11 protein-coding genes are annotated in these 20,571 nt (G+C 44.2%); all 11 read left to right on the plus strand.

Annotated elements, in window-relative coordinates; translation table 11 throughout:
- Window positions 1–177 precede the first annotated feature (177 nt).
- Window positions 178–1,530, plus strand: a complete 1,353-nt coding sequence (locus HQN88_RS32425; RefSeq protein WP_173120086.1) for an ABC transporter substrate-binding protein — start codon at window positions 178–180, stop codon at window positions 1,528–1,530.
- 94 nt (window positions 1,531–1,624) lie between these two features.
- Window positions 1,625–2,500, plus strand: coding sequence for a carbohydrate ABC transporter permease (locus tag HQN88_RS32430; protein ID WP_173120088.1), 876 nt, complete (start codon window positions 1,625–1,627; stop codon window positions 2,498–2,500).
- Window positions 2,497–3,318 (plus strand): carbohydrate ABC transporter permease, encoded by an 822-nt coding sequence (locus HQN88_RS32435; RefSeq protein ID WP_173120090.1) that lies wholly within the window; start codon window positions 2,497–2,499, stop codon window positions 3,316–3,318. The genes HQN88_RS32430 and HQN88_RS32435 overlap by 4 nt, the downstream gene beginning before the upstream one ends.
- 30 nt (window positions 3,319–3,348) lie before the next feature.
- Window positions 3,349–5,799, plus strand: coding sequence for a glycoside hydrolase family 31 protein (locus tag HQN88_RS32440; RefSeq protein WP_246320589.1), 2,451 nt, complete (start codon window positions 3,349–3,351; stop codon window positions 5,797–5,799).
- A gap of 260 nt (window positions 5,800–6,059) precedes the next feature.
- Window positions 6,060–11,870, plus strand: a complete 5,811-nt coding sequence (locus HQN88_RS32445) for a sugar-binding protein (RefSeq protein WP_216855903.1) — start codon at window positions 6,060–6,062, stop codon at window positions 11,868–11,870.
- Window positions 11,871–11,965: 95 nt separating this feature from the next.
- The gene (locus tag HQN88_RS32455; RefSeq protein WP_173120092.1) at window positions 11,966–13,534 is read left to right on the plus strand and encodes an S-layer homology domain-containing protein; all 1,569 of its coding nucleotides are present in this window, start codon (window positions 11,966–11,968) and stop codon (window positions 13,532–13,534) included.
- Window positions 13,535–13,711: 177 nt separating this feature from the next.
- Window positions 13,712–15,523 carry a sensor histidine kinase gene (locus HQN88_RS32460; protein ID WP_173120094.1) on the plus strand — a complete coding sequence of 604 codons (1,812 nt, stop codon included), beginning with the start codon at window positions 13,712–13,714 and terminating at the stop codon, window positions 15,521–15,523.
- Window position 15,524: 1 nt separating this feature from the next.
- Window positions 15,525–17,132, plus strand: coding sequence for a response regulator transcription factor (locus tag HQN88_RS32465; protein WP_173120096.1), 1,608 nt, complete (start codon window positions 15,525–15,527; stop codon window positions 17,130–17,132).
- A gap of 213 nt (window positions 17,133–17,345) precedes the next feature.
- The gene (locus HQN88_RS32470; RefSeq protein ID WP_173120098.1) at window positions 17,346–18,701 is read left to right on the plus strand and encodes an ABC transporter substrate-binding protein; all 1,356 of its coding nucleotides are present in this window, start codon (window positions 17,346–17,348) and stop codon (window positions 18,699–18,701) included.
- 88 nt (window positions 18,702–18,789) lie between these two features.
- Window positions 18,790–19,674, plus strand: coding sequence for a carbohydrate ABC transporter permease (locus HQN88_RS32475; RefSeq protein ID WP_173120100.1), 885 nt, complete (start codon window positions 18,790–18,792; stop codon window positions 19,672–19,674).
- Window positions 19,675–19,687: 13 nt separating this feature from the next.
- Window positions 19,688–20,500 (plus strand): carbohydrate ABC transporter permease, encoded by an 813-nt coding sequence (locus HQN88_RS32480; protein ID WP_173120102.1) that lies wholly within the window; start codon window positions 19,688–19,690, stop codon window positions 20,498–20,500.
- Window positions 20,501–20,571: the final 71 nt, after the last annotated feature.

Consider the following 20,571-nt stretch of genomic DNA (forward strand, 5'->3'; position numbering starts at 1 on the left):
ATAAGATTTTTTATGTTTAGTTTGCGGTGTTTATAGGGAATTGTCAAAAGAAATTTGACAGAGGTAAAGAATGTCCAGTTATAAAGCATTGTAAATCCATGGAAGGTAGAAATGAATTGCATATATAATGAAAGCGTAAACATTATCGACGACAAGTGAAAAGGGGAAACGAGACCAATGAAAAAAACATTAACGGTGATTGTGTCGATTGGGATTATGGCGTCTGTGTTAGCAGGATGTGGAAGTAAAGCGGAGACGGTAACACCAGCTGCTTCAAGCGGTGCTACCAATAGTGCGAAATCAACAGAATTGCCAAAAGAAAAAGTTACACTGACATACATGGCTAGCCAAGACTGGATAAAGGATTCTGAAATGCAGCTCGCAAAGAAGTTTGAGGCGGAGACAGGCATTCATATTGATTACCAAATCGTTCCATCAGATCAGTACCAGAATATTTTGAAGACGAAACTTAATGCGAAGGAAGCGCCGGATATTTTCGGTGGACAGGACGGACAGCTTGATTTGAACAATTTGTACGGTGTCGAAAAAAATGCGGTTGATTTAAGTGGGGAAGAATGGGTAAAACGAGAAGACCCTCTTTTTGTAGAACAAGGATCCTTTAATAAAAAGGTGTATGCACTGACCATTTGGGATCCAAGTTATGACTGGGTTATCGTATATAACAAGAAAATATATGAAAAGCTAAACCTAAAAGTACCGACTACTTATGCTGATTTTAAAGCGGTATCAGAGAAGATCAAGTCGGCAGGCACGACGCCTATTTATGAACCCGTGTCTGATGGCTGGCATCATGTGCTCTGGTTTCCTGAGCTTGGGCCTAAATTTGAAGAAGCAAATCCTGGATTAACGGATAAGCTGAATAGTAATAAAGAGCAATTCGCGAACGTACCGATTATGGAGCAGGCACTTACACAACTCAATGAACTTGCGAAGTCGGGTTACATGGGAGAAAACTACTTTTCAAATACGTACGCTGATACAGAAAAGAACATGGCAAGCGGCAAATATGCGATGACGGTGTATAATCTTGGGCTGCCGGCACAAATCGAAAAAGCGTTCCCAGAGGTTAAAGCGGATACATTTGGCTATTTCTTGATGCCGCTTGCTGACAATCAGATATTAAATGTGAATCCTGCTGCGCCAAGTAAATTTATTTATTCAGGATCCAAACATATTGATTTGGCAAAGAAATATTTTCAGTATTTGACGAAGCCAGAAAACTTGCAATTCTTTTTGGATAACGAACCGAAGTTCTTAGCTTTGAATTTCAAAGATATTAAGAACCGTTACACACCTGATCAAAAGGCATTCTTCGATACGTATGGCAAAAAACAAGGCACCGTGTATCAAACATCCATTAGTTACCTAAATCCGCAATGGATGGATATCGGGAAAGACATTTCAGCGATGTTTACAGGGAAAATGCAGCCTAAGGATATTTTGAAAAGCATCGATAAAAGAAGAAGTGATGCCGCAAAAGCAGCCAAAGACCCTGCTTGGGCACAATAATTTGATAAAAGTATAAATCAGAACAGCCCAGTGGATAGGATAATACCTCTTGCTGGGTTGTTACTGAAGATAATATGGAGCGGAGAGTCCTACAATGAACAAAAGCATTTATCCCTTTTATTTTTCATTCGGCGCATTGGTACTGTATCTGCTGTTTTTTGTAATCCCAGGTTTTATGGGAATTTACTACTCGTTTACAGATTGGAACAGTTATAGCGAAGGAATTGAATTCATTGGACTTGATAATTTTCGAACGATCTTCTCAGGGAATGAGAAATACGTATCCTATTTGAATCATACAATTACGTTCACGATAACAACGGCCATTCTGAAAACGGCAATCGGGCTCTTCCTTGCTCTAATTTTAAATCATGGCATTAAAGGTAAAAACTTTCATCGTGTTGTTATCTTTATGCCAGTTATCGTTCCTACTTTAATTGTAGGATTAATTTTTAAATCTGTACTGCATCCTGAAGTTGGCTTACTGAATGAGTTTTTAAGATCCATCGGTTTGGATGCTTTGGCTAAAAGTTGGCTGACGGATATTCATTTGGCATTTAAATCCATTATTGCTGTCGATACCTGGAAAGGAGTCGGTTATATCATGGTCATTCTGCTGGCAGGTCTTCAAGCCATTCCGGATATGTACTATGAGGCTGCGGAAATGGATGGCAGCAATTTTTGGAATAAATTCAAGCATATTATTATGCCTCTCTTGATGCCAGCGCTTACGGTTACGACGGTTCTTAATTTCATATATGGATTCAAAGTATTTGATATTGTGTACGCGCTTACGAATGGTGGACCGGGATACGAAACAGAAGTACTGTATACTGGCGTTTTCAAGGAATTTTCCCTCGGTCGTTATGGTGTAGGTACTGCTTTGTCTACAGTTATGTTTCTGGTTATGATCGTGATTGGCTTTTTTGCAGTCAAATGGATGAGCAAAGAAGATGAGGTGGGCAAATGAAGCTGAACATGGTGAAGAATGGTTTGAAAAATATGGCTGCTTGGATCGTAAGTATGATCACGCTAGCTCCACTCCTGTTAATAGTGATTAATTCGTTAAAGGATAAAACGCAGGCTAGCTCGATGGGTTTTGACTTGCCTAAACAACTACATTTCGAAAACTTCCTCGTCGTTATTGAAAAAGGGAAATTACTTCGTTCTCTCTTAAATAGCTTGTTGTATACCGGAGTTTCTACGATTTTATGCGTACTATTAGCTGCAATGGCAGCCTATATTTACGCTAGGAACCGTTCTAGATGGAATCGTTTTTTTTACTATTTCTTAATTTTAGGGATTGCCATACCCATCAATTATTTTACCTTAACCAAGGTTATGCAAATGACTCATTTGATGAATACGCAAATCGGAATCATTATTTTGTACGCAGTCGTGCAAATTCCATTCAGTGTATTTATTTTATATGGATTTGTGGGAACCGTCCCCAAAGAACTCGACGAATCCGGTATTATTGATGGTTGCGGCCCACTAAAGCTATTCTTCTCCATCATATTTCCATTATTAATGCCTGCTGTAGTGACCACATTTATTCTTGCTTTTATTAATTCATGGAATGAATTCTTACTTCCTCTTTATTTCTTAAACAATGCCAAACAGTGGCCAATGACGTTATCCGTCTATAATTTCTTCGGTCAATATCAAATGGACTGGAATCTAGTTAGTGCTGATATTGTACTGACCTGTCTGCCCGCTATAATTTTATATTTATTAGGTCAGCGATACATTATTTCAGGTATGACATCTGGTTCGGTAAAAGGATAAGGCATACACATTTCTGTGACAAGGAGAATTATGATGCAAATCATTCGACATAGTGTGCAGAGGGATCGTCTGCTTGTAGAAACGACAAGCGGGAGAATCATGCTCGTGCCGTATTCCAACAAGATCATTAGGATTCGATATACATTGGAAGCCGAATTTAGTACGCAAGAAAGTCTAATGGTAACAGGCTTGCCTGAATCGAAGATTCCCTTCACCGTAGAAGATCAGCAAAGTCATTTATTATTTTCAACGGCAGAACTGACAATCCGTATCTTAAAGAAGACAGGGGCTTTTACTTATCTGGATGCGTCAGGAGCTGTATTGACCAAAGAGCCAGATCGTAGAGGCAAAACGCTTGTCCCCATGGATGTTACGAAATCCGTGTTTGATGAATCCGCCAATATCGAAGCTGGACAAGGAGCCGATGGCCTGCGTGTCCGAGCCGACAACGTGAGAAAAGTAATAGATCGAAAAGCATTTCATACAAAGCTTGAGTTTGAATGGATGGAAGATGAAGCTTTATACGGCTTGGGTTCGCACGAAGAAGGCATAATGAATTTGCGGGGAACACATCAATACTTATATCAACAAAATATGAAGGCGGTTGTTCCCGTCCTTGTATCTACGCGTGGATATGGCATTGTAGTGGACAGCTATTCCATGATGACGTTTCGTGATGATGCTTTTGGTTCCTATATATGGACAGAAGTAGACGATGAAATGGATTATTATTTCATTCATGGTCCGGAGATGGACAGTATTGTGCATGGGATCCGTAAATTAACTGGAAAAGCGCCGATGCTGCCCAAGTGGTCGTTCGGTTATATCCAGTCCAAAGAACGTTATACGTCGCAAGAAGAATTGATAGCTGTAGTTCGGGAGTATCGTGAAAGAGGACTGCCGCTTGATTGCATTGTGCTGGATTGGAAGTCCTGGACTGGGGAACTCTGGGGTCAGAAAACGCTCGATCCTGAGCGGTTTCCAGATCCGAAAGCTATGGTGGAAGAGCTTCACGGGATGAATGCACGAATGATGGTATCTATTTGGCCCATTATGAATCCTCAGAGCGACAACAATAAGGAAATGAATGAAAATAATTGCTTGCTGGGCAATCAGGCAACGTATGACGCTTTCCAGGAAAAAGGCAGACAATTGTACTGGAAGCAGGCAAACGAGGGTCTTTTTGTACATGGCATTGATGCTTGGTGGTGTGATTGCACAGAGCCTTTCGAAGCAGATTGGCATGGATCTATCAAACCTGAACCCGAACAACGGATGCAAATTAACACAGAAGAAGCGAAGCTGTATCTGGACCAGGAGTTCATTAACGCTTATTCCTTGCTACATTCCAAAGGCATTTATGAAGGGCAACGCCAGACCACAGATAGCAAACGCGTCGTGAACCTGACCCGTTCAGCTTATGCAGGGCAGCATCGTTATGGGACGGTAACATGGTCGGGTGACATTGCGGCAAATTGGGAGACGCTGCGGAAGCAAATCCCAGCTGGATTGAATTTTTGCGCAACAGGATCGCCATATTGGACGGTAGATATCGGAGCTTTCTTTGTCCAAAACAAACCTGATCTATGGTTTTGGAATGGCGATTACGACTCAGGCATCCAGGATATGGGGTATCGGGAATTGTATGCTCGCTGGTTCCAGTACGGTTCGTTTCTTCCTATGTTTCGTTCTCATGGAACGGATACCCCCAGGGAGGTATGGCGATTTGGTGAGCCAGGTGAGCCTGTATATGATGCCATTGTTAAATTTCTCCGTCTTCGATACGAATTAATGCCATACATCTATTCCTTATCTGCCCACGTTTATCACTATGATTATACGTTAATGCGAGCGTTATCATTTGACTTCAGGCATGATCCCAACACATCTAACATCGGGGATCAGTATATGTTTGGTCCTGCTTTCTTAGTAAATCCAGTCACTGAGCCCATGTACTACAATAGTAATTCTGACGTACTAGAAGGTGTGAAGAAAACCAGAGATGTTTATTTGCCAGCAGGAACGGCGTGGTACGATTTCTGGACGAATCGCATCTTTGAGGGTGGGCGAATGATAGAAGCTGAAGCTCCACTTGACCGTATACCGCTTTATGTGAAGGCTGGATCGATCGTGCCGATGGGCGGGAGTATTCAGTTTGCTGAACAATGTACGGATGATAATAGACACATTCGTGTCTACACGGGGCAGCACGGCACATTCGATTACTATGAAGACGAAGGAGACAATTATAACTATGAAAAGGGTGCTTATGCTCTTATTCGTATGGTGTGGGATGAGGAGAACCGAACGTTCATTATCAAAGAGCGGGAAGGCTCTTATCCCGGAATGAGTCAAAATCAATCATTTAACCTAACATTTTTGGGTATTAGTGATGGTGATGGTTCTCTCAAAGAGGCAGAGAAGAAAACGCAAATCCACTACACAGGAAACTACATGGAAATCACGCTCAACGACCTGTAAGAGGAGATAGTCAAAACATAGCTTGAGTACGTTACCCGATGGTACTTGAGCTTTTCCTTCAATGTTCCTACAAATTTCCTTCCGGCCGTATGATTGTCTCTGTACGAAAGAGTCGTGAAAAACTACAATGAACTCAGAAATGATATCGCTTACATAACGCTGTTAAGTTCGTAATGGAAGGGGGTGATTCGAACAAAACTCCTACTGGCGTGCTAAACCAAAACCAGTTTTGAATTTTAAACCAAGGAGGTTTTAGAAAAGTGAGAAATAGAGCATTCATTTGGATTATGACTTTGGTAATGCTATTTTCCATGTTACCATTTTCAGGGTCGGTAGTTGCGGCTGACAGTGCAGCAAGTACAGTAAGTGCAACTATCTATGTTGCTACAAATGGGAATGATAATACAGGGGACGGAACACAAGCAAAGCCGTATAAAACGCTTGCCAAGGCAAAAACAGTAGTAAGGACTCTGCCTAAGACCGGCGGTGATATCGTCGTTCAAATTGCGGATGGATATTATTCGCTTGATGAAACCCTCGTTTTCGACAAGGATGATTCCGGAAGTGCAAGCAGCACGATTCGCTATGAGGCGGCACCAGGTGCGAAGCCAGTAATCAGCGCCGGTAAGATGTTGAATAAAGGCGTATGGACAGAAGCAGTTGGCCTTACCCAGACTGGCGGCTTAAAGGCGTATAAAACGACCCTTAACCGGAGCGATAAGTTACGCGCACTTTATGTAAATGATAAGGGTGCCACCATGACGAAGAGCTCAGAAATAGCTTCGGCTAACAGAACCGTCACCGGCACCCCCACAGCCAGCTTTACCGCTTCCAATAACGCTTGGGCGTGGCAGAACGGCACCAACATCCGAGCGGCTATCGTTTTCGATGCCAGCGTAGGTTTGACGAAGACAACGAAAAACCCCCAAAACATCGAAGCTGAAAGCACGGGCGGCTCCACCGCCAGATGGGCGAGGCCTTTTATCACCTTCGCGTCGATCGAAGATGCACCGGCAGCCAGCAACAAGCCCGGCGGTGTCATGCTCCGGTTCCAGATGCCGTATGGGTTCATTTCACAGTCTTTGGGTAATAACACGCAATACAATCCTGGTAACAATCAAGTAATCCGCAACGCTTTTGAGTTCTTCAACAAACGCGGAGATTTCTATTTCGACCAGGCAGAAAGCACGCTGTATTACATCCCGCTTGCAGGCGAAGATATTAATACTGCCGAGGTGGTTATTCCAAATCTTGAGACGGTCCTCGACATAAGAGGGATCCCTGTAGGAGATCGGTTGAACCCTATTGCGGGCTCGGATGATGGACGTGTCAAAAACATAACTTTCAACGGGCTGAAGTTCGCCCATACCGACTACAAACTGACTGAACTGACAGGCACTTATACACTTAGCGACGGATCCGGTCCGGTAACAACCAGTTCCCGCGGCTATGCGTCCGTTCAGGGCTCTATCGTGAACAAAGTTTACTTCCCCAGCAGTATAAACTGGCATGAGACTTTCTACCGTGGGTATGACATACCGCCAGCAGCGGTAATGATCAACGCAGCGAGGAATATCAAGGTGCTGAACGGCGAGATCGGGCTTACCGGATTTAATGGCATCCATGTGGAAAATGATGCCAAGGATATCGAAATCTCGGGTAACTATATCGTAGATACGCTCGCTTCAGGCATTGTAATCGGACATCCGCAGCATATCTATGAAAACGATGTGGCGATTACGCATGAATCAAGTGTTTCGGCCTCTGGCACGCCAATAAAGAACTGGGCTGGCGTTGATAAGGAGAAATTTAAGGCGGGTACGGAAGCCGTGCCGGAAAATATTTATATTACAAATAACTTTTTGTACAGGACCTGCTACGGATTCCCTGGCGCCAACGCACTGGCATCTTTCTACACAACGAATATGCAGGTACTGCACAACTACATTTATGACACCACTTACGGCGCCATGAGCATCGGCTGGGGTTGGGACGAGTATGATGGGTTCGGCTTTACTGCCCAAGGTACCACCAAGACTGGCGGCCCTTACAATGGTACAAGTGAAACAAGCATTGCAAGGTCTACAGCAATATCTACGACTTCCAGGAATAATAAAATAAACTATAACCGGATAGAGCAAATTTGCACAGTAGTTAACGACTCCGGAGCCATTTACTCACTGGGCCGGCAGGGAGATCCGGGTAATTTGCCGGGCGGAGGGACATGGGACACTATCAGCACCGTCTACCCTTTGACCAACGACCCTGTCACTAACAAGAATAGTAACTGGAATTCTGACAACTGGACGAATTTCACCGAGATGAACTATAACTTCCTAAACCCAAATCCAACTGACAAACCTACGGACTCCAACAACTGGATGAACGGGTTCCATCCCGACGAAGGCAGCACGTTCATCAAGATGATAGGCAACGTCGTGCAGGCAAAGCTTTCTTATGCTGCTGGGCAGAGCCGACTTATTGAGTTTAACAACTGGAAGCGCAAAAGCGATATGATTATGGTCCAAGGTTACGTAGACGGGGATAACAACCAGAATGGCGCCCCTAGGACTACTTATGACAATTACAAAAGCACAAGCCGCATCTGGCCTCTTAAGGGCAACGAAATCGTTCTGAATTCGGGCCTTACCAACGAATACACGAAGATGATTCCTAGGAGCATCATTGCCGATACCGAGTTTGAGTTGGCTTCCAACGTCATCATGGGTAAAGGTGAAAAGCTGAACCGCAGGGGTCTGCTAAAAGCTCAAGATACAGTTTGGGTCGCACCTGCGAACACGACTGTTTTTAATGAAGGCAGTACGATGACGAAAGCTGCCGGCGATGTCAATTCAATCAACGCTCCGTCTGTCGCAGGAGAATACAAATTATATATCAAATATGGAGACGGCAGAGATACGGCCACTTCTAAGTATACGGTATACGTCGACGCGAGCGGTTCAGCAACCAACGTGGAAAATGGGAAAAGTTACGATGTTTCAGCGGTAAGACCGCTTAAACTGACTTTGAGTAGTGATTACACCTATACACTTAACGGCAAGTCCGTGACCAATGGGTACGAAATCCCCACCTCAGGAAGCTGGACTTTGGTAGGCAGCACTACGACGCCTGCAATGACAATCAATTTTACCACCACAGTATCCGAAGCGAATAAATTGCTCACAGCTGACGTGTCAGTAGCCCCTGGCGGGAAAGTCAGGTTGGCATACGATTTGGACGACGCCACCAAACAAATATGGATTTCCTCATCAAGCGACGGGAATCTTATTGAGAGTGACAAAGAAACAATGGCCTCCGGCAGCATGATAGAATTAACAGCGCCAATTTTGCCGGGTCCATACATTATTTATGTACGGTCGAAAGAAGGCAATGTTCTCAGCCAGTCGCACGCTCGTATCGTGGTGCGTGATATGACGCCTGTCGATATTCCTAGAAATGGTCTTGACTTATGGCTTAAGGCTGATGAGGGCTTGGAAAAAGATAGCTCTGGGAACGTGACTGGATGGACAAATATGGGAAGCGTCACGGCGAAGCTTGTCCCAGCGAATGTTCCCGGCAGCGGCGGTGATAATCTTGGAACACCAACCGGCAATCCAACGTTAAAGAACGATGGATACGACTATGTCGATTTTGCAGCGATGTCAAGACCGCTGAAAGCTGCAGGCTTTAAAAATTATAACGGCAGTACACAGATGACGATTTACACACTAGTAAGACCAACAACCACAGCCAACAACTCTAGTGATCAAAGTGGTCTTGTTTATTTCGGATTGAACGAGGCTTATCAAACTTGGGCGGCCAACAGCGGTTGGAGCGGTATTAATCTGGGTGTAGGAACAAACCGAGTTAACGTCCGCTTTGGTAACACAGATGGTGGCGTATCGGGTGGCGGGCAACAAATTACAACAACAGCCACTGACGGTCTGGTCAGCGTTCGGGCGCAGCTAAACGGAGCCAATAGAGCCGTTTTTGTTAATAACAATGTCATCGGCACTGGAACCAACGCTAAGGCGCTTTTAGGGAACAGCTCGGATCTGGGCGTGGGTTACACGATGGCGGCTGCAACCCCTTACCGCTTCTTGGGCAGGGTGTCGCAGATTCTCATTTACGACAGGGTGCTGACAGCTGACGAAATTACGAAAGTAGAAACATATTTTAACAATGTTAAAGCTGGCCGTGGTGGACCTGCGAACCCTATTGTCTCAGCGGTCGACAAAACCCTGCTGACCGCCTTGATTGCGGCGGCCAATAACAAGGAAGCTACCATTTATACAAGCAATTCATGGAACGTTTTTGCAAGCGCATTAAATGAGGCCAAGACTGCCGTCTCAAATAGTGGGATCGGGCAGGCAGCAGTTGATAATTCATACTACGCGTTGCGCAGTGCGATCAAAGCACTTCAATTGGTACCTATCGGAGTTTCGACTGCCGTATACGGTACACCAGTTCTCGGTGGTGCCGTTCTTGACCTACTCTGGGATAAGGCCCCCACGCTGCCGATACTTAAGCATCTGACCATGGCGAACGGTCAGACGGATGGCACCGCTAAAGTGCTATGGGACGATAGTAACCTATATGTTCTAGTGCGTGTAAAATCTCCCGAGCTTAACAGCAGCAGCAGCAACGCGCATGAGCATGACTCGGTCGAAATCTTTGTGGATGAGACCAATAGTAAAAAAACCTCCTACGGCACAGGTATGGGACAATACCGTATTAACTATCTGAATGCGAAAAGCTTTAATCCAACCAGTATTAGTGCGGGTTTTGAATCTTTTGCCAAAGTTGTGGATGGCGGTTATTACATTGAAACGAAGATTCCCTTTAAAACCGTTGTTCCTACCGTTGATCGTGTAATTGGATTTGATTTGCAGATTAATGATGCGAAAGCAACTGGTGGTCGTCAGGACGTTATCATGTGGAACGACATGACCGGACAGTCCTATGCTAACGGTTCACAATGGGGTGTGGTTACACTTGTTGATAAGCCGCCGGTGGTTTCCGGCGCGGGTGGAGCGACTTCCATCACAACGAAAGACGGAACGTTGCAAATGTTGGCAGGAGTGCCGGCCGTATGGTCAGTAACCGCAGAAGATGGTTCCGAGACTAATGCGGCGATCATCAGCGAGACGGGATTACTGTCGGCCAAAAAGAATGGCGTTGTGAAAGTAACGGCGAAAGCTAGCGGGTCCAGTTTGAGCGGCAGCGCGCTGATCTCAATCAGCGGTCAAGAAGGCGCGTTGTTGAGCGGAGCGGCTTCCATCGTATCCGGGCAACCGTTCAAATTGAACTTTGGTTTGAACAACGTGACGTCCAACGTCTATGCGATCGATCTGACCGTTCATTACGACCCTGCGAAGGTGGAATACGTGTCAGGCATCTCTCTAGTAAACGGCTTCTCGATTGTGCTTGATCATGAAGGCACTTCGGGCGGCGGTGAGGCCAACATTCGATTCCTTGCCGCAAGTGTGGGCCAGGCGATTTCCAATACGGATAATCTGTTGGAACTGAGCTTCAAGGCGAAAGACGTCGGTGCGACTGTTGAGCTTAACGCCATTACAGTCGATCATGTCATCATCTCGGACGGCGTTACCGAAACGCAGGTAAGCTCGGCCAGCCATAACGTGAAGATTGAGGTTATCGGTAAGTCGACTCTGATCGCGGCAATTGCCGTGGCCAACAGCCGCTTGACCGGCGCGATAGAAGGTTCGCTCCTTGGACAATATGCGCCAGGTTCCATAGCGCTGCTGCAAGCAAAGCTTGCTGCGGCCAACGTCGCGCTGGCCGATCCAGCCAGCTCCCAGGCAGTAATTGAAGAAGCGAGAACGCAATTGGAAGCAGCGACGTCCGTATTCAACGGATCGTTAAAAACGTTGTCTGGATCAAGCGTATTGACTATCGGGGATTTGGCGGTCATTGGAAGACACTACGGGCAAAGCAACGCGGACATCAATTGGACGTTGTACAAGGCGCTAGGTATTACTACGCCGCGTCCAATTGGGATACAGGATCTGGCGGCGGTCGCTTACCGCATTCTAGGAATCTCGCAGTAATCGAACAGGGTCCATCATGTAACGATAGGTTAAACGGTCGGGAGGAGGCGATTTCGTGTCTTCCTCCCCCATCTATTTGGAGAGGAAGTTGACGAATGAGACAAACTAAGAGGGTGACAGCGCCGTTGCCTAATTTTCACCGATCGTTTTACGCTCACTACGCCGTGCTGAGAAAGATTCGACTCGTCTGCTTACGTCTTTTGCTGGCCGGCTCGTTTCTGTTAAGCGTGTTTTCCTTGGCGACTGTGGTCGCTTACGCCGCTCCGACGTACACGCTTTCGGTTTCGAACAATCAGCCGATCACCGGCCGTGAAGTCAGAGTTCAGGTGATCGGTCAGGGGCTAACCGATGTGTATGCGACAGAGCTGCAAGCGACGTTCAACACCGATCATTTGCGATTCATAAGCGCATCCAGCGCCCGATTCGGTTACGCCGTTACGCCTGCCGTAAACGGCAATCAAATTGCATTGGCGTTTACGAAAGTCGGACCGATATCCGGTGAGACCGGGAATGTCGTACTGGCGGAAATGGTTTTTGAGGCGACGGCATTGGGAAGCGGAACGGTCGAGCTGAAAAAGATAAAAACCGTGGACAGTACAATGAACGTTGTTGATTTCGACACGAACGCGATGGCTAGCTTTAGTGTGGTCGCGCCGTCGAACAATTCAGGCCAGGGCAATTCGGGGCCGACTTCCTCTGTCTCGACGCCTGAACCGGAAGGTGCGGTTAAGATACCAAAAGACACAGGCGGCAAGGCAGAGAATAAGGGGGCGGCCGTTAACTTGCCGGCAGGAGCAATAGGAAGTGATATTTATGTGATCATTAAAAAGTTAAGCGACACCTCACAGCTGAAGCCCGATCCGAATTTGAAGCTGGCTGGAGATGTGTATGAGATTATCAAGGATGTAGCAGGACCGTTCCACAAACCAGTCACGATCACCCTTCCGTTCAACACCAGCTTGTTGGATGATGAGCATGAGGTGGCCCTGTACTGGTACAATGAAGAAACCGGCAAATGGATTAAATTGGACGATATTAAGATTGATTTGGTAAAAGGCACCGTTTCCGGCAGTGTGATGCACTTCACCAAGTTTGCTGTATTGGCGTCAGCAAAGCCAGCATCGGTCAAACCTCTGTCCTTGACTGATATTAAAGGACACTGGGCTGAAGCAGGTATCCAAAAACTCGTAAAAGCAGGCGTGATCGACGGCTACCAAGACGGCACATTCCAGCCTGATTCAACCGTAACAAGATCCGAGTTCGTATCCATGATCGTTAGAATGTTCCACTTGACGGCAACAGGTGGAACTACATTCTCCGATACCGGCAGCCACTGGGCAAAGGATGCAATTGCAATCGCATCCGCAAGGGGAATTGTAGACGGTTATGAGGACGGAGCATTCGGCCCGGACGACAACATTACCCGGGAACAAATGGCCGTAATCCTTGCACGTGCTGCACAGTTGGCATCTGCCAACAGCGTCTTGGACTATAAGGATAGTGGAGACGTTTCCGCCTGGGCACAAGGGCCGCTTGCGGCTTTGACTGCTAAGGGTGTGCTCAACGGCTACGAAGACGGTACGCTGAAGCCGAAGGCTTTCAGCACCCGTGCTGAAGCGGTTGTTAGTATGATTCGGATTTTGGATGCTCAACAGGCACAATAACGCTCGCGTTAATGCCCAATAAGCTGCATGTCTCTTTAAAGATGACATGTGCTTATTGGGCTTTTCATGCAAAAATTTGCGCAAGAATGAATATTGTGTTGTTAATTTCTTCCTTATATAATGATGGTGAACGCTTACATATAAGTTTGTCTGCTTCAGTTGAAAGGTGGCATCAACATGAAAGGGTATAAGCAATATTTCAATGGGCTCTCGATTAAAAACAAAATCTTCTCCACAAATATTTTGATTATTATCCTTTCGATTTCAATTATTGCGCTTTTTGCCAACATCGTCTCTCAAAAAGCAATTATCGAGAAAGCAGTCAAAAATTCGTCAAGGGAACTCGTTCTCATTGACAATAACCTGCAGACATTAATTACGACAGTCGAAGATTATTCAAAAATATTGGCAACGGATTACAGGTTGCAAAATGAACTTTATAACGATTTTTTAGAAAATAATAACTTATCGACCTCTCATTATGTGGGGGGGTTAGATAATTTATCAATGAAAAAGACGCTCTCTGAAGTCATTAGCAACATTGTTGAGCCCAATACCAATATCAAAGCGGTAAGTGTTCTCACCTCAAATCATCAATGGGTCGATGTAGGCTTTGCGGATAATGAGTTTGCTTCCCGAATATTCGGATCCGGCCCAGAAGCCATCGATCATTCCTTTCAGCCTGTCTTGACAGGGTTAATGAAGTTCAAATTCCGCTATGAAGGGGATGACAACGTATTTGCCGTTTCCAAAACTGTTATCCATAAAGATACTGGAAAAACGGTCGGATTGGTTGTTTTATACGTGAAAGAAACAGTTATCGCCTCTATTTATGAAAGGAAAATGAACTACAAGGGAGGAAATTTCTATATACTCGATCAAAATGGAAACATCATCTCTTCCCAGAATAAAGCTAATTTGTACCGGGATTTCAAAGAGGCGACCTCGATATCAATTCCTAATTCTACTCAAGTAGAAACAGGTTTTTTTCAAGGAAACGGGAGCGAGAAGGTGTTGGTATCTACTCACCGATTGGAACCATTAGAATGGTCGATTGTAAGTGTTATTCCCATTGATGAAATTACGGTAGAGCGCAAAGAAATTAACAAATTAATTATTTGGATCGGCTCCTTATGTCTATTGCTCGCATTTATTGTCTCCTATCTGTTGTCACGATCGATTACGAGGCCGATCTTCCAACTTTCCAGAACGATGAGAGATATTCGAACCGGCCATTTGACGGTCAGAAGCTCGTACCAATCATCGGATGAAATCGGTTACTTAAACGATGTTTTTAATAATTTGATGGACCGTATCGAAGAACTAGTGGCTGAAAATGTGGAGGAACAGAAGACGAAGGCTGAAATTGAATTCAAATTACTGCAAACGCAGGTGCAACCTCATTTTTTGTATAATACCCTTGAAACGATCATATCGCTTATTAAACTGAATATGAAAACAGAAGCCATTACAGCAACGAAATATATGGCCAATTTCTATAAAATTTCGCTAAGCAAAGGTAACGATATCATTACACTTAGAGAAGAAATGCAACTATCTGAGAGTTATTTGGAAATTCAGCAATTGCGCTATGTAGAGTATATGGCATATACAATGGATATTGATGAGGATATTATGTCGTGTTCAATTTCGAAGTTAACGTTGCAGCCGATTGTGGAAAATGCTATCTATCATGGACTTAAGAGGAAAACGGAAAAAGGCTTATTGAGGATTACTGGGCGCCGAATGGGTGACGAGGTGCGTATTGAAATTTACGATAACGGCGTGGGAATAGAAGAATCGCAAATAAAGGGATTGTTGAGGGAGGTTTCGGACTCCAGTGAAAGAACTGGCTTCGGAGTCAGAAGTGTCCATAATCGGATTAGAATGCTATATGGGGACAGATACGGATTAGAGTTAGAAAGCGAAATAGGCTTATATACCAGAGTTACCATCCGTTTGCCGTTCAAACCATTGCGGGAGGTATGAGATGTTAAAAGTGCTCATAGTCGATGATGAATATTACTTTAGACAAGCGTTGAAAATTTCACTGCCTTGGGAAGAGTTGGGTTTCCAGATCGCTGGCGAAGCGAAGAATGGAGAGGAAGCTCTAGCATTGATGTCTGAAATTGGTCCGGATATCGTCTTGGTCGATATTAATATGCCTATTATGGACGGCATGGAATTTATTCAGAAAGCCAAACAATCTGAGCAGGAAACAAAATTTATCATGTTAACAGGTCAAAGCGAGTTTGTATATGCCAAAATGGCTGTGCAGCTTGGGGTATTTAATTACGTGCTTAAGCCGATTGACGAAGATGAACTTAAAAACTCCTTACTTGAGATTAAGAATCTGATTGACAAAGAGCACTCTGTAAAGCTGGATTATGAACACTTAAAGAAACAGGCTAAAGAGCATATGCCGATGTTGAAGGAACGATTATTGAATGAATGGCTACAGGGCAGTAGTGTTATAGATCCCTTATCTTCTACAGAACGATTGCAGTATTTGGGCATCAATCTGGATGCTCCATTTCATATGGTGATCGTAGCCGATATTGATTCACAAGATGAGCTTGTAACCAAAGAAGACATGCACATTCGCAAGCTGGCTGTTCAAGATATAGCCCAAGAATTCATTCAAAACACATACTTCTTTGCTAGTTGCCACGATACGAACGATCGGTATGTTATGATAATTGGCGTTCCTAGTGCTCCTTACGAAAGAATGGAAGCGATTGGTGAAGCGATTCGGAAATCGGTTCAGGCGACTTTGGGATGTACGGTAACGATCGGCGTTGGCAATGGATACCCTGCCTTTGAATCGATATCCGTGTCCTACCAAGAAGCGTTATTTGCTTTGAAACATCGGTTTGTTTTAGGAGGCAATCAGGTTATACTTCATTCCATGATAGCCGAATCGGGTATGAAGGTCAGTTTATTCTCCGTTGAAAGGAGAATCGCGTTGTTAATGAGTATGCGAATTGGTAATCTCTCTGAGACAGAAGAGTGGCTCACGACTTTTTTCCTAGATGCTCGTACTAAGAGCGCTTCCACTGAAATGCTGTTTGTTGCCGCACTTGAAATCGTATCCACATGTTTGGAATTTTTGGATGAGATGTCACAAAGCTTCGAACATGTCTTTCAGGATACGGCTCAAACTGATATTTTTCAGTTCATTCAGCAGATGAACTCTTTTGGCGAACTGGAGAGATGGATTCGTAACCTGATTCTTAAAGTGATTGCCCATGTACATGGCAGAAAGCAAAATAGAGCGGCAAAAATCGTGGACGAAGTAAAATCGTATATTCAAAGTCATTATGGCAATGAAGAACTACGTATCGTAGATCTCGCGAAGAGTGTCCATATGAACTACAATCATCTCTGTTATGTATTTAAAAAAGAAACCTCCATTACCATTAACGACTATTTGACCGAAATACGCATTACGAAAGCAAAGGGACTTTTCGATCAGGGAGAGAAGATCGTACAGTACGTCGCAAGTCAGGTAGGGTACGCAGATGCTAATTATTTCGGTAAATGCTTTAAGAAGTATATTGGAATTACCCCTAGTAAGTACGTGAACAATATCCAATAGCGTACTTTTAAGAATACGGCACAATGAGGCATATATCGTTAATGTCTCCTTGTGTCTTTTTTTGTAATTGCAAACAATTTTCCTTTCTGTCCGAGAATAGTCTCTGTAATTATTTGTATGGAATCCGTAGAATGAAATTAAGGATGATACCGCTTCCATTGAGGGATCAACCAAATAGATACAATATACTGATCAAACTTAGGAGGTCAACAAATGGTAAGAACAGTAAAGGTACTCGGCACTTCTCTGATGGCAGGTATGCTACTCGTTTCAGCAGGTTGTAGTACGAAGAATGAAGCCCAACCTTCATCTACCCCCGGAAATTCATCTACCCCGGCGGCAACGACAGAAACCAAGGCTGGGAGTGATAAGAAGGTAAAACTAAGAGTTGTAACAATCACAACAGATGAGAATCGCAATAATATCATGGAAAAGCATATTAAACCGAACGTTGCCAAGGCGTTTCCGAACGTAGAAATTGAATTTGAGCCAGGTGGCGGCGGCGAAGATATGGCGAATAAACTGAAAACGTTTAACGCTGCAGGTGATATGCCTGATGTATTCTGGAACGACGCAGGCTACTTTACTCCGTTGAACAATACCGGCAGTATTATGGATTTAACCTCACCGATCACCAAGGACGGTTTTTTGAACAAATACGCTGTTCCTGATGCATTGAAACATGTTGACGGAAAGATTTACAGTTTGTCTTCCGGAGCGGATACCTATTTTACCCCGGTCATTTTCTATCATAAGGACATGTTCGAGCAAGCAGGGGTGCAAGTACCGAAAACATTTGACGAATTTATCGACGTATCAAAGAAACTAAAGGGCAAAGGCATGGTGCCTGCTGTTACCCCTGGTAAAGATGGATGGGGACCAAAGCTCTTCCTGCTTCAGCAGATGATCCAAATCGGCGATCCGCAAGCGATGGCAGATCTTGTTAGCAATAAGACAGATTTCAGTAATCCGGCGGTTAAGGCGGGAGTGTCTCGCATTGAGAAGATGGTTAAGGAAGGCGTCTTTCCGGAAGGTATTGCTAATCTAGATTACGGTCCAGCCAACGAAATGTTTACAGCTAAGAAGGCAGCTATGTACATGATGTTTACTTGGGAGCTTCCGAATTTGGCAAAAGATGATACAGTCGATTTCTTCCCGTTCCCAAGTGCTAGCGACAAATACGACCCAACGAAGCACGTTCAGTTCTGGGGATCTCCATTGAACGGATATGCCGTTAGCGCAAAAACCAAGTTCCCTGAAGAGGCAGTAAAGTTGGCGGAATTTCTAGCGATGGCAGACGCTCAATATTTTGAATCTACGGGTGCCCCAATTGCCTTGAAGACAGGTAATACAGTGGCGGAACCTAAGCCGTTAATGAAGAAATTCATTTCCTGGTACAATCCTATCCCTACCAAAATTGCTTCACTCGCACTTAACTCGTTGGATGCAAAAACATCGGCAGAGCTTGCGACACAAGGGGCGAAATTGCTGACGGGACAATATCCAGCTGATAAGTTTAGTACGGAGATGGGCAAGATCTGGAGTGAAAATACGTGGTTTAAAAAGTAACCTATATAAGTTCATTTCATAAACTGTATCCCCTTGGAACCTTAAGTTCCGGGGGGATTCTAAATCAAATCAGACGGTGGAGAGAGCCATGAATAAGTACTACAGCACCAAATTGTCCATATTTGTATTTTCCGCACCTGCGTTGATACTGTTTACCGTTTTCTGTGTGTATCCACTCTTGCCTGAAATTTGGATGAGTTTGAATAAACATGATGGTTTTCGAACTTTAGGGTTTGTTGGTTTAGATAATTATAAGGATATCCTAGCTTCTGCTTCTTTCTGGACAGCTCATAAGAATACGTATCTAATCGTAGGAATTTCCGTTTTTCTGGGTTTGCCGTTTTCCTTAATGTTTGCTCTTTTTATGGATGTTCAAACTCCAAAGTTACGTCGTTTCTTTAAAACATCTGCCATGCTTCCCGCAATTTTGTCAGTTACGGTCGTTTCAGAAATGTGGATATCCTTCTATGAACCAACTTGGGGGTTATTTAACAGTATTCTGAGATCCATAGGTCTTGAATCATGGACTCATTCTTGGCTTACTGAAAAGAACACGGTAATGCCAAGCATCGGCTTGACATTTCTATGGCAATATATTGGGCTGAACGCCATGCTATTCTATACGGGAATCAAGACGATCCCCAAAAATTATTACGAAGCTGCCCTAATTGATGGTGCTAGCTTTACCCAAGTCTGCTTACGAATTACGATTCCACTGCTTCAAGATGTAACGAAATACGTATTAATCTTGTCTACGTTAGGTTCCATGGCTTTCTATTCGCAAGTGCGCGTCATGACAGCCGGTGGTCCTGGGGATTTGTCCAGAACGGTTATTTACCAAATGTATTATGTGGCTTTCGAAACGTCAGAATTTGGTAAAGGAACGGCGATTGCGGTTGTATTTATTCTAGAGTGCCTATTCATCTCCTTTCTGATTCAACGGTTCGTCGCCAGAGAAAAACTGGAGTTTTAAGGAGGAGACCATCATGAAATACTTAAGCCGTGTATTTTGGCTAGCGATAGGCGGTACATTTCTGTTTCCCTTATACTGGATGATTACGATGTCACTTAAGTCCAAAAGTGAAGCTTATAATAATCCATTCGGCATTCCCTATTCATGGGATTGGATAAACTATAGGGAAGCGTTGTCAAAATATCATTTCTTTGTTTACTTCGAGAATAGTTTGATTTATACCATAGGGACCATTGTGATCACACTGACGACGGGGAGTATGCTAGCGTATTGTCTGAGCCGGATGCAATGGAGATTCAATTCGGCGGCACTACTCTATGTGTCTTTAGGGTTGATTGTGCCTATTGAAGTTGTATTAATTCCATTATTTCAATTAATAAAATGGTTACATCTTAAGGATAGTTATTGGGGTCTTATATTACCGTATTCCGGATTCGCAATCGCTTCATGTGTGCTGATGTTATTTGCCTTTCTCCGTTCACTTCCTAAGGAATTGGAGGAAGCTGCTTGTATAGATGGGACGAACGTTTATCAGACATTCTTCAAAATTATTTTTCCGATTGTCACGCCAGCGCTGATGACACAATGCGTTTTATTGTTCATGCGCATTTGGAATGAGTTTCCGCTTGCTTTCATTATAGCGTCAAAAGATCAATTCCGGCCGTTAACAGTCGGCTTACTAAGCTTTTTCGTTAGCGTCGGTGTTTCAGACTGGGGACTTATTGGTGCAACGATGGTACTCTCGAGTTTACCTATGATCATCGTATATATGATAGGTAATGAACGAATTGAAAATGCCTTGACAGCAGGAGCTATTTTGAAGTGAGATGCGAAGTCGCAGAACAGCAAACGTAAACGTTTGCTGTTTTTGTTTTTTTTCTTATTCGGCCTTGAATT

The organism is Paenibacillus qinlingensis (assembly GCF_013204845.1).
Classification (GTDB): Bacteria; Bacillota; Bacilli; order Paenibacillales; family NBRC-103111; genus Paenibacillus_E; species Paenibacillus_E qinlingensis.

Bases quoted from the DNA above. Each gene is read 5' to 3' on its own strand.
- HQN88_RS32425 (WP_173120086.1), top strand. From the start codon at position 178: ATGAAAAAAACATTAACGGTGATTGTGTCGATTGGGATTATGGCGTCT.
- HQN88_RS32470 (WP_173120098.1), top strand. From the start codon at position 17,346: ATGGTAAGAACAGTAAAGGTACTCGGCACTTCTCTGATGGCAGGTATG.
- HQN88_RS32430 (WP_173120088.1), top strand. From the start codon at position 1,625: ATGAACAAAAGCATTTATCCCTTTTATTTTTCATTCGGCGCATTGGTA.
- HQN88_RS32460 (WP_173120094.1), top strand. From the start codon at position 13,712: ATGAAAGGGTATAAGCAATATTTCAATGGGCTCTCGATTAAAAACAAA.
- HQN88_RS32455 (WP_173120092.1), top strand. From the start codon at position 11,966: ATGAGACAAACTAAGAGGGTGACAGCGCCGTTGCCTAATTTTCACCGA.
- HQN88_RS32465 (WP_173120096.1), top strand. From the start codon at position 15,525: ATGTTAAAAGTGCTCATAGTCGATGATGAATATTACTTTAGACAAGCG.
- HQN88_RS32480 (WP_173120102.1), top strand. From the start codon at position 19,688: ATGAAATACTTAAGCCGTGTATTTTGGCTAGCGATAGGCGGTACATTT.
- HQN88_RS32435 (WP_173120090.1), top strand. From the start codon at position 2,497: ATGAAGCTGAACATGGTGAAGAATGGTTTGAAAAATATGGCTGCTTGG.
- HQN88_RS32475 (WP_173120100.1), top strand. From the start codon at position 18,790: ATGAATAAGTACTACAGCACCAAATTGTCCATATTTGTATTTTCCGCA.
- HQN88_RS32440 (WP_246320589.1), top strand. From the start codon at position 3,349: ATGATGCAAATCATTCGACATAGTGTGCAGAGGGATCGTCTGCTTGTA.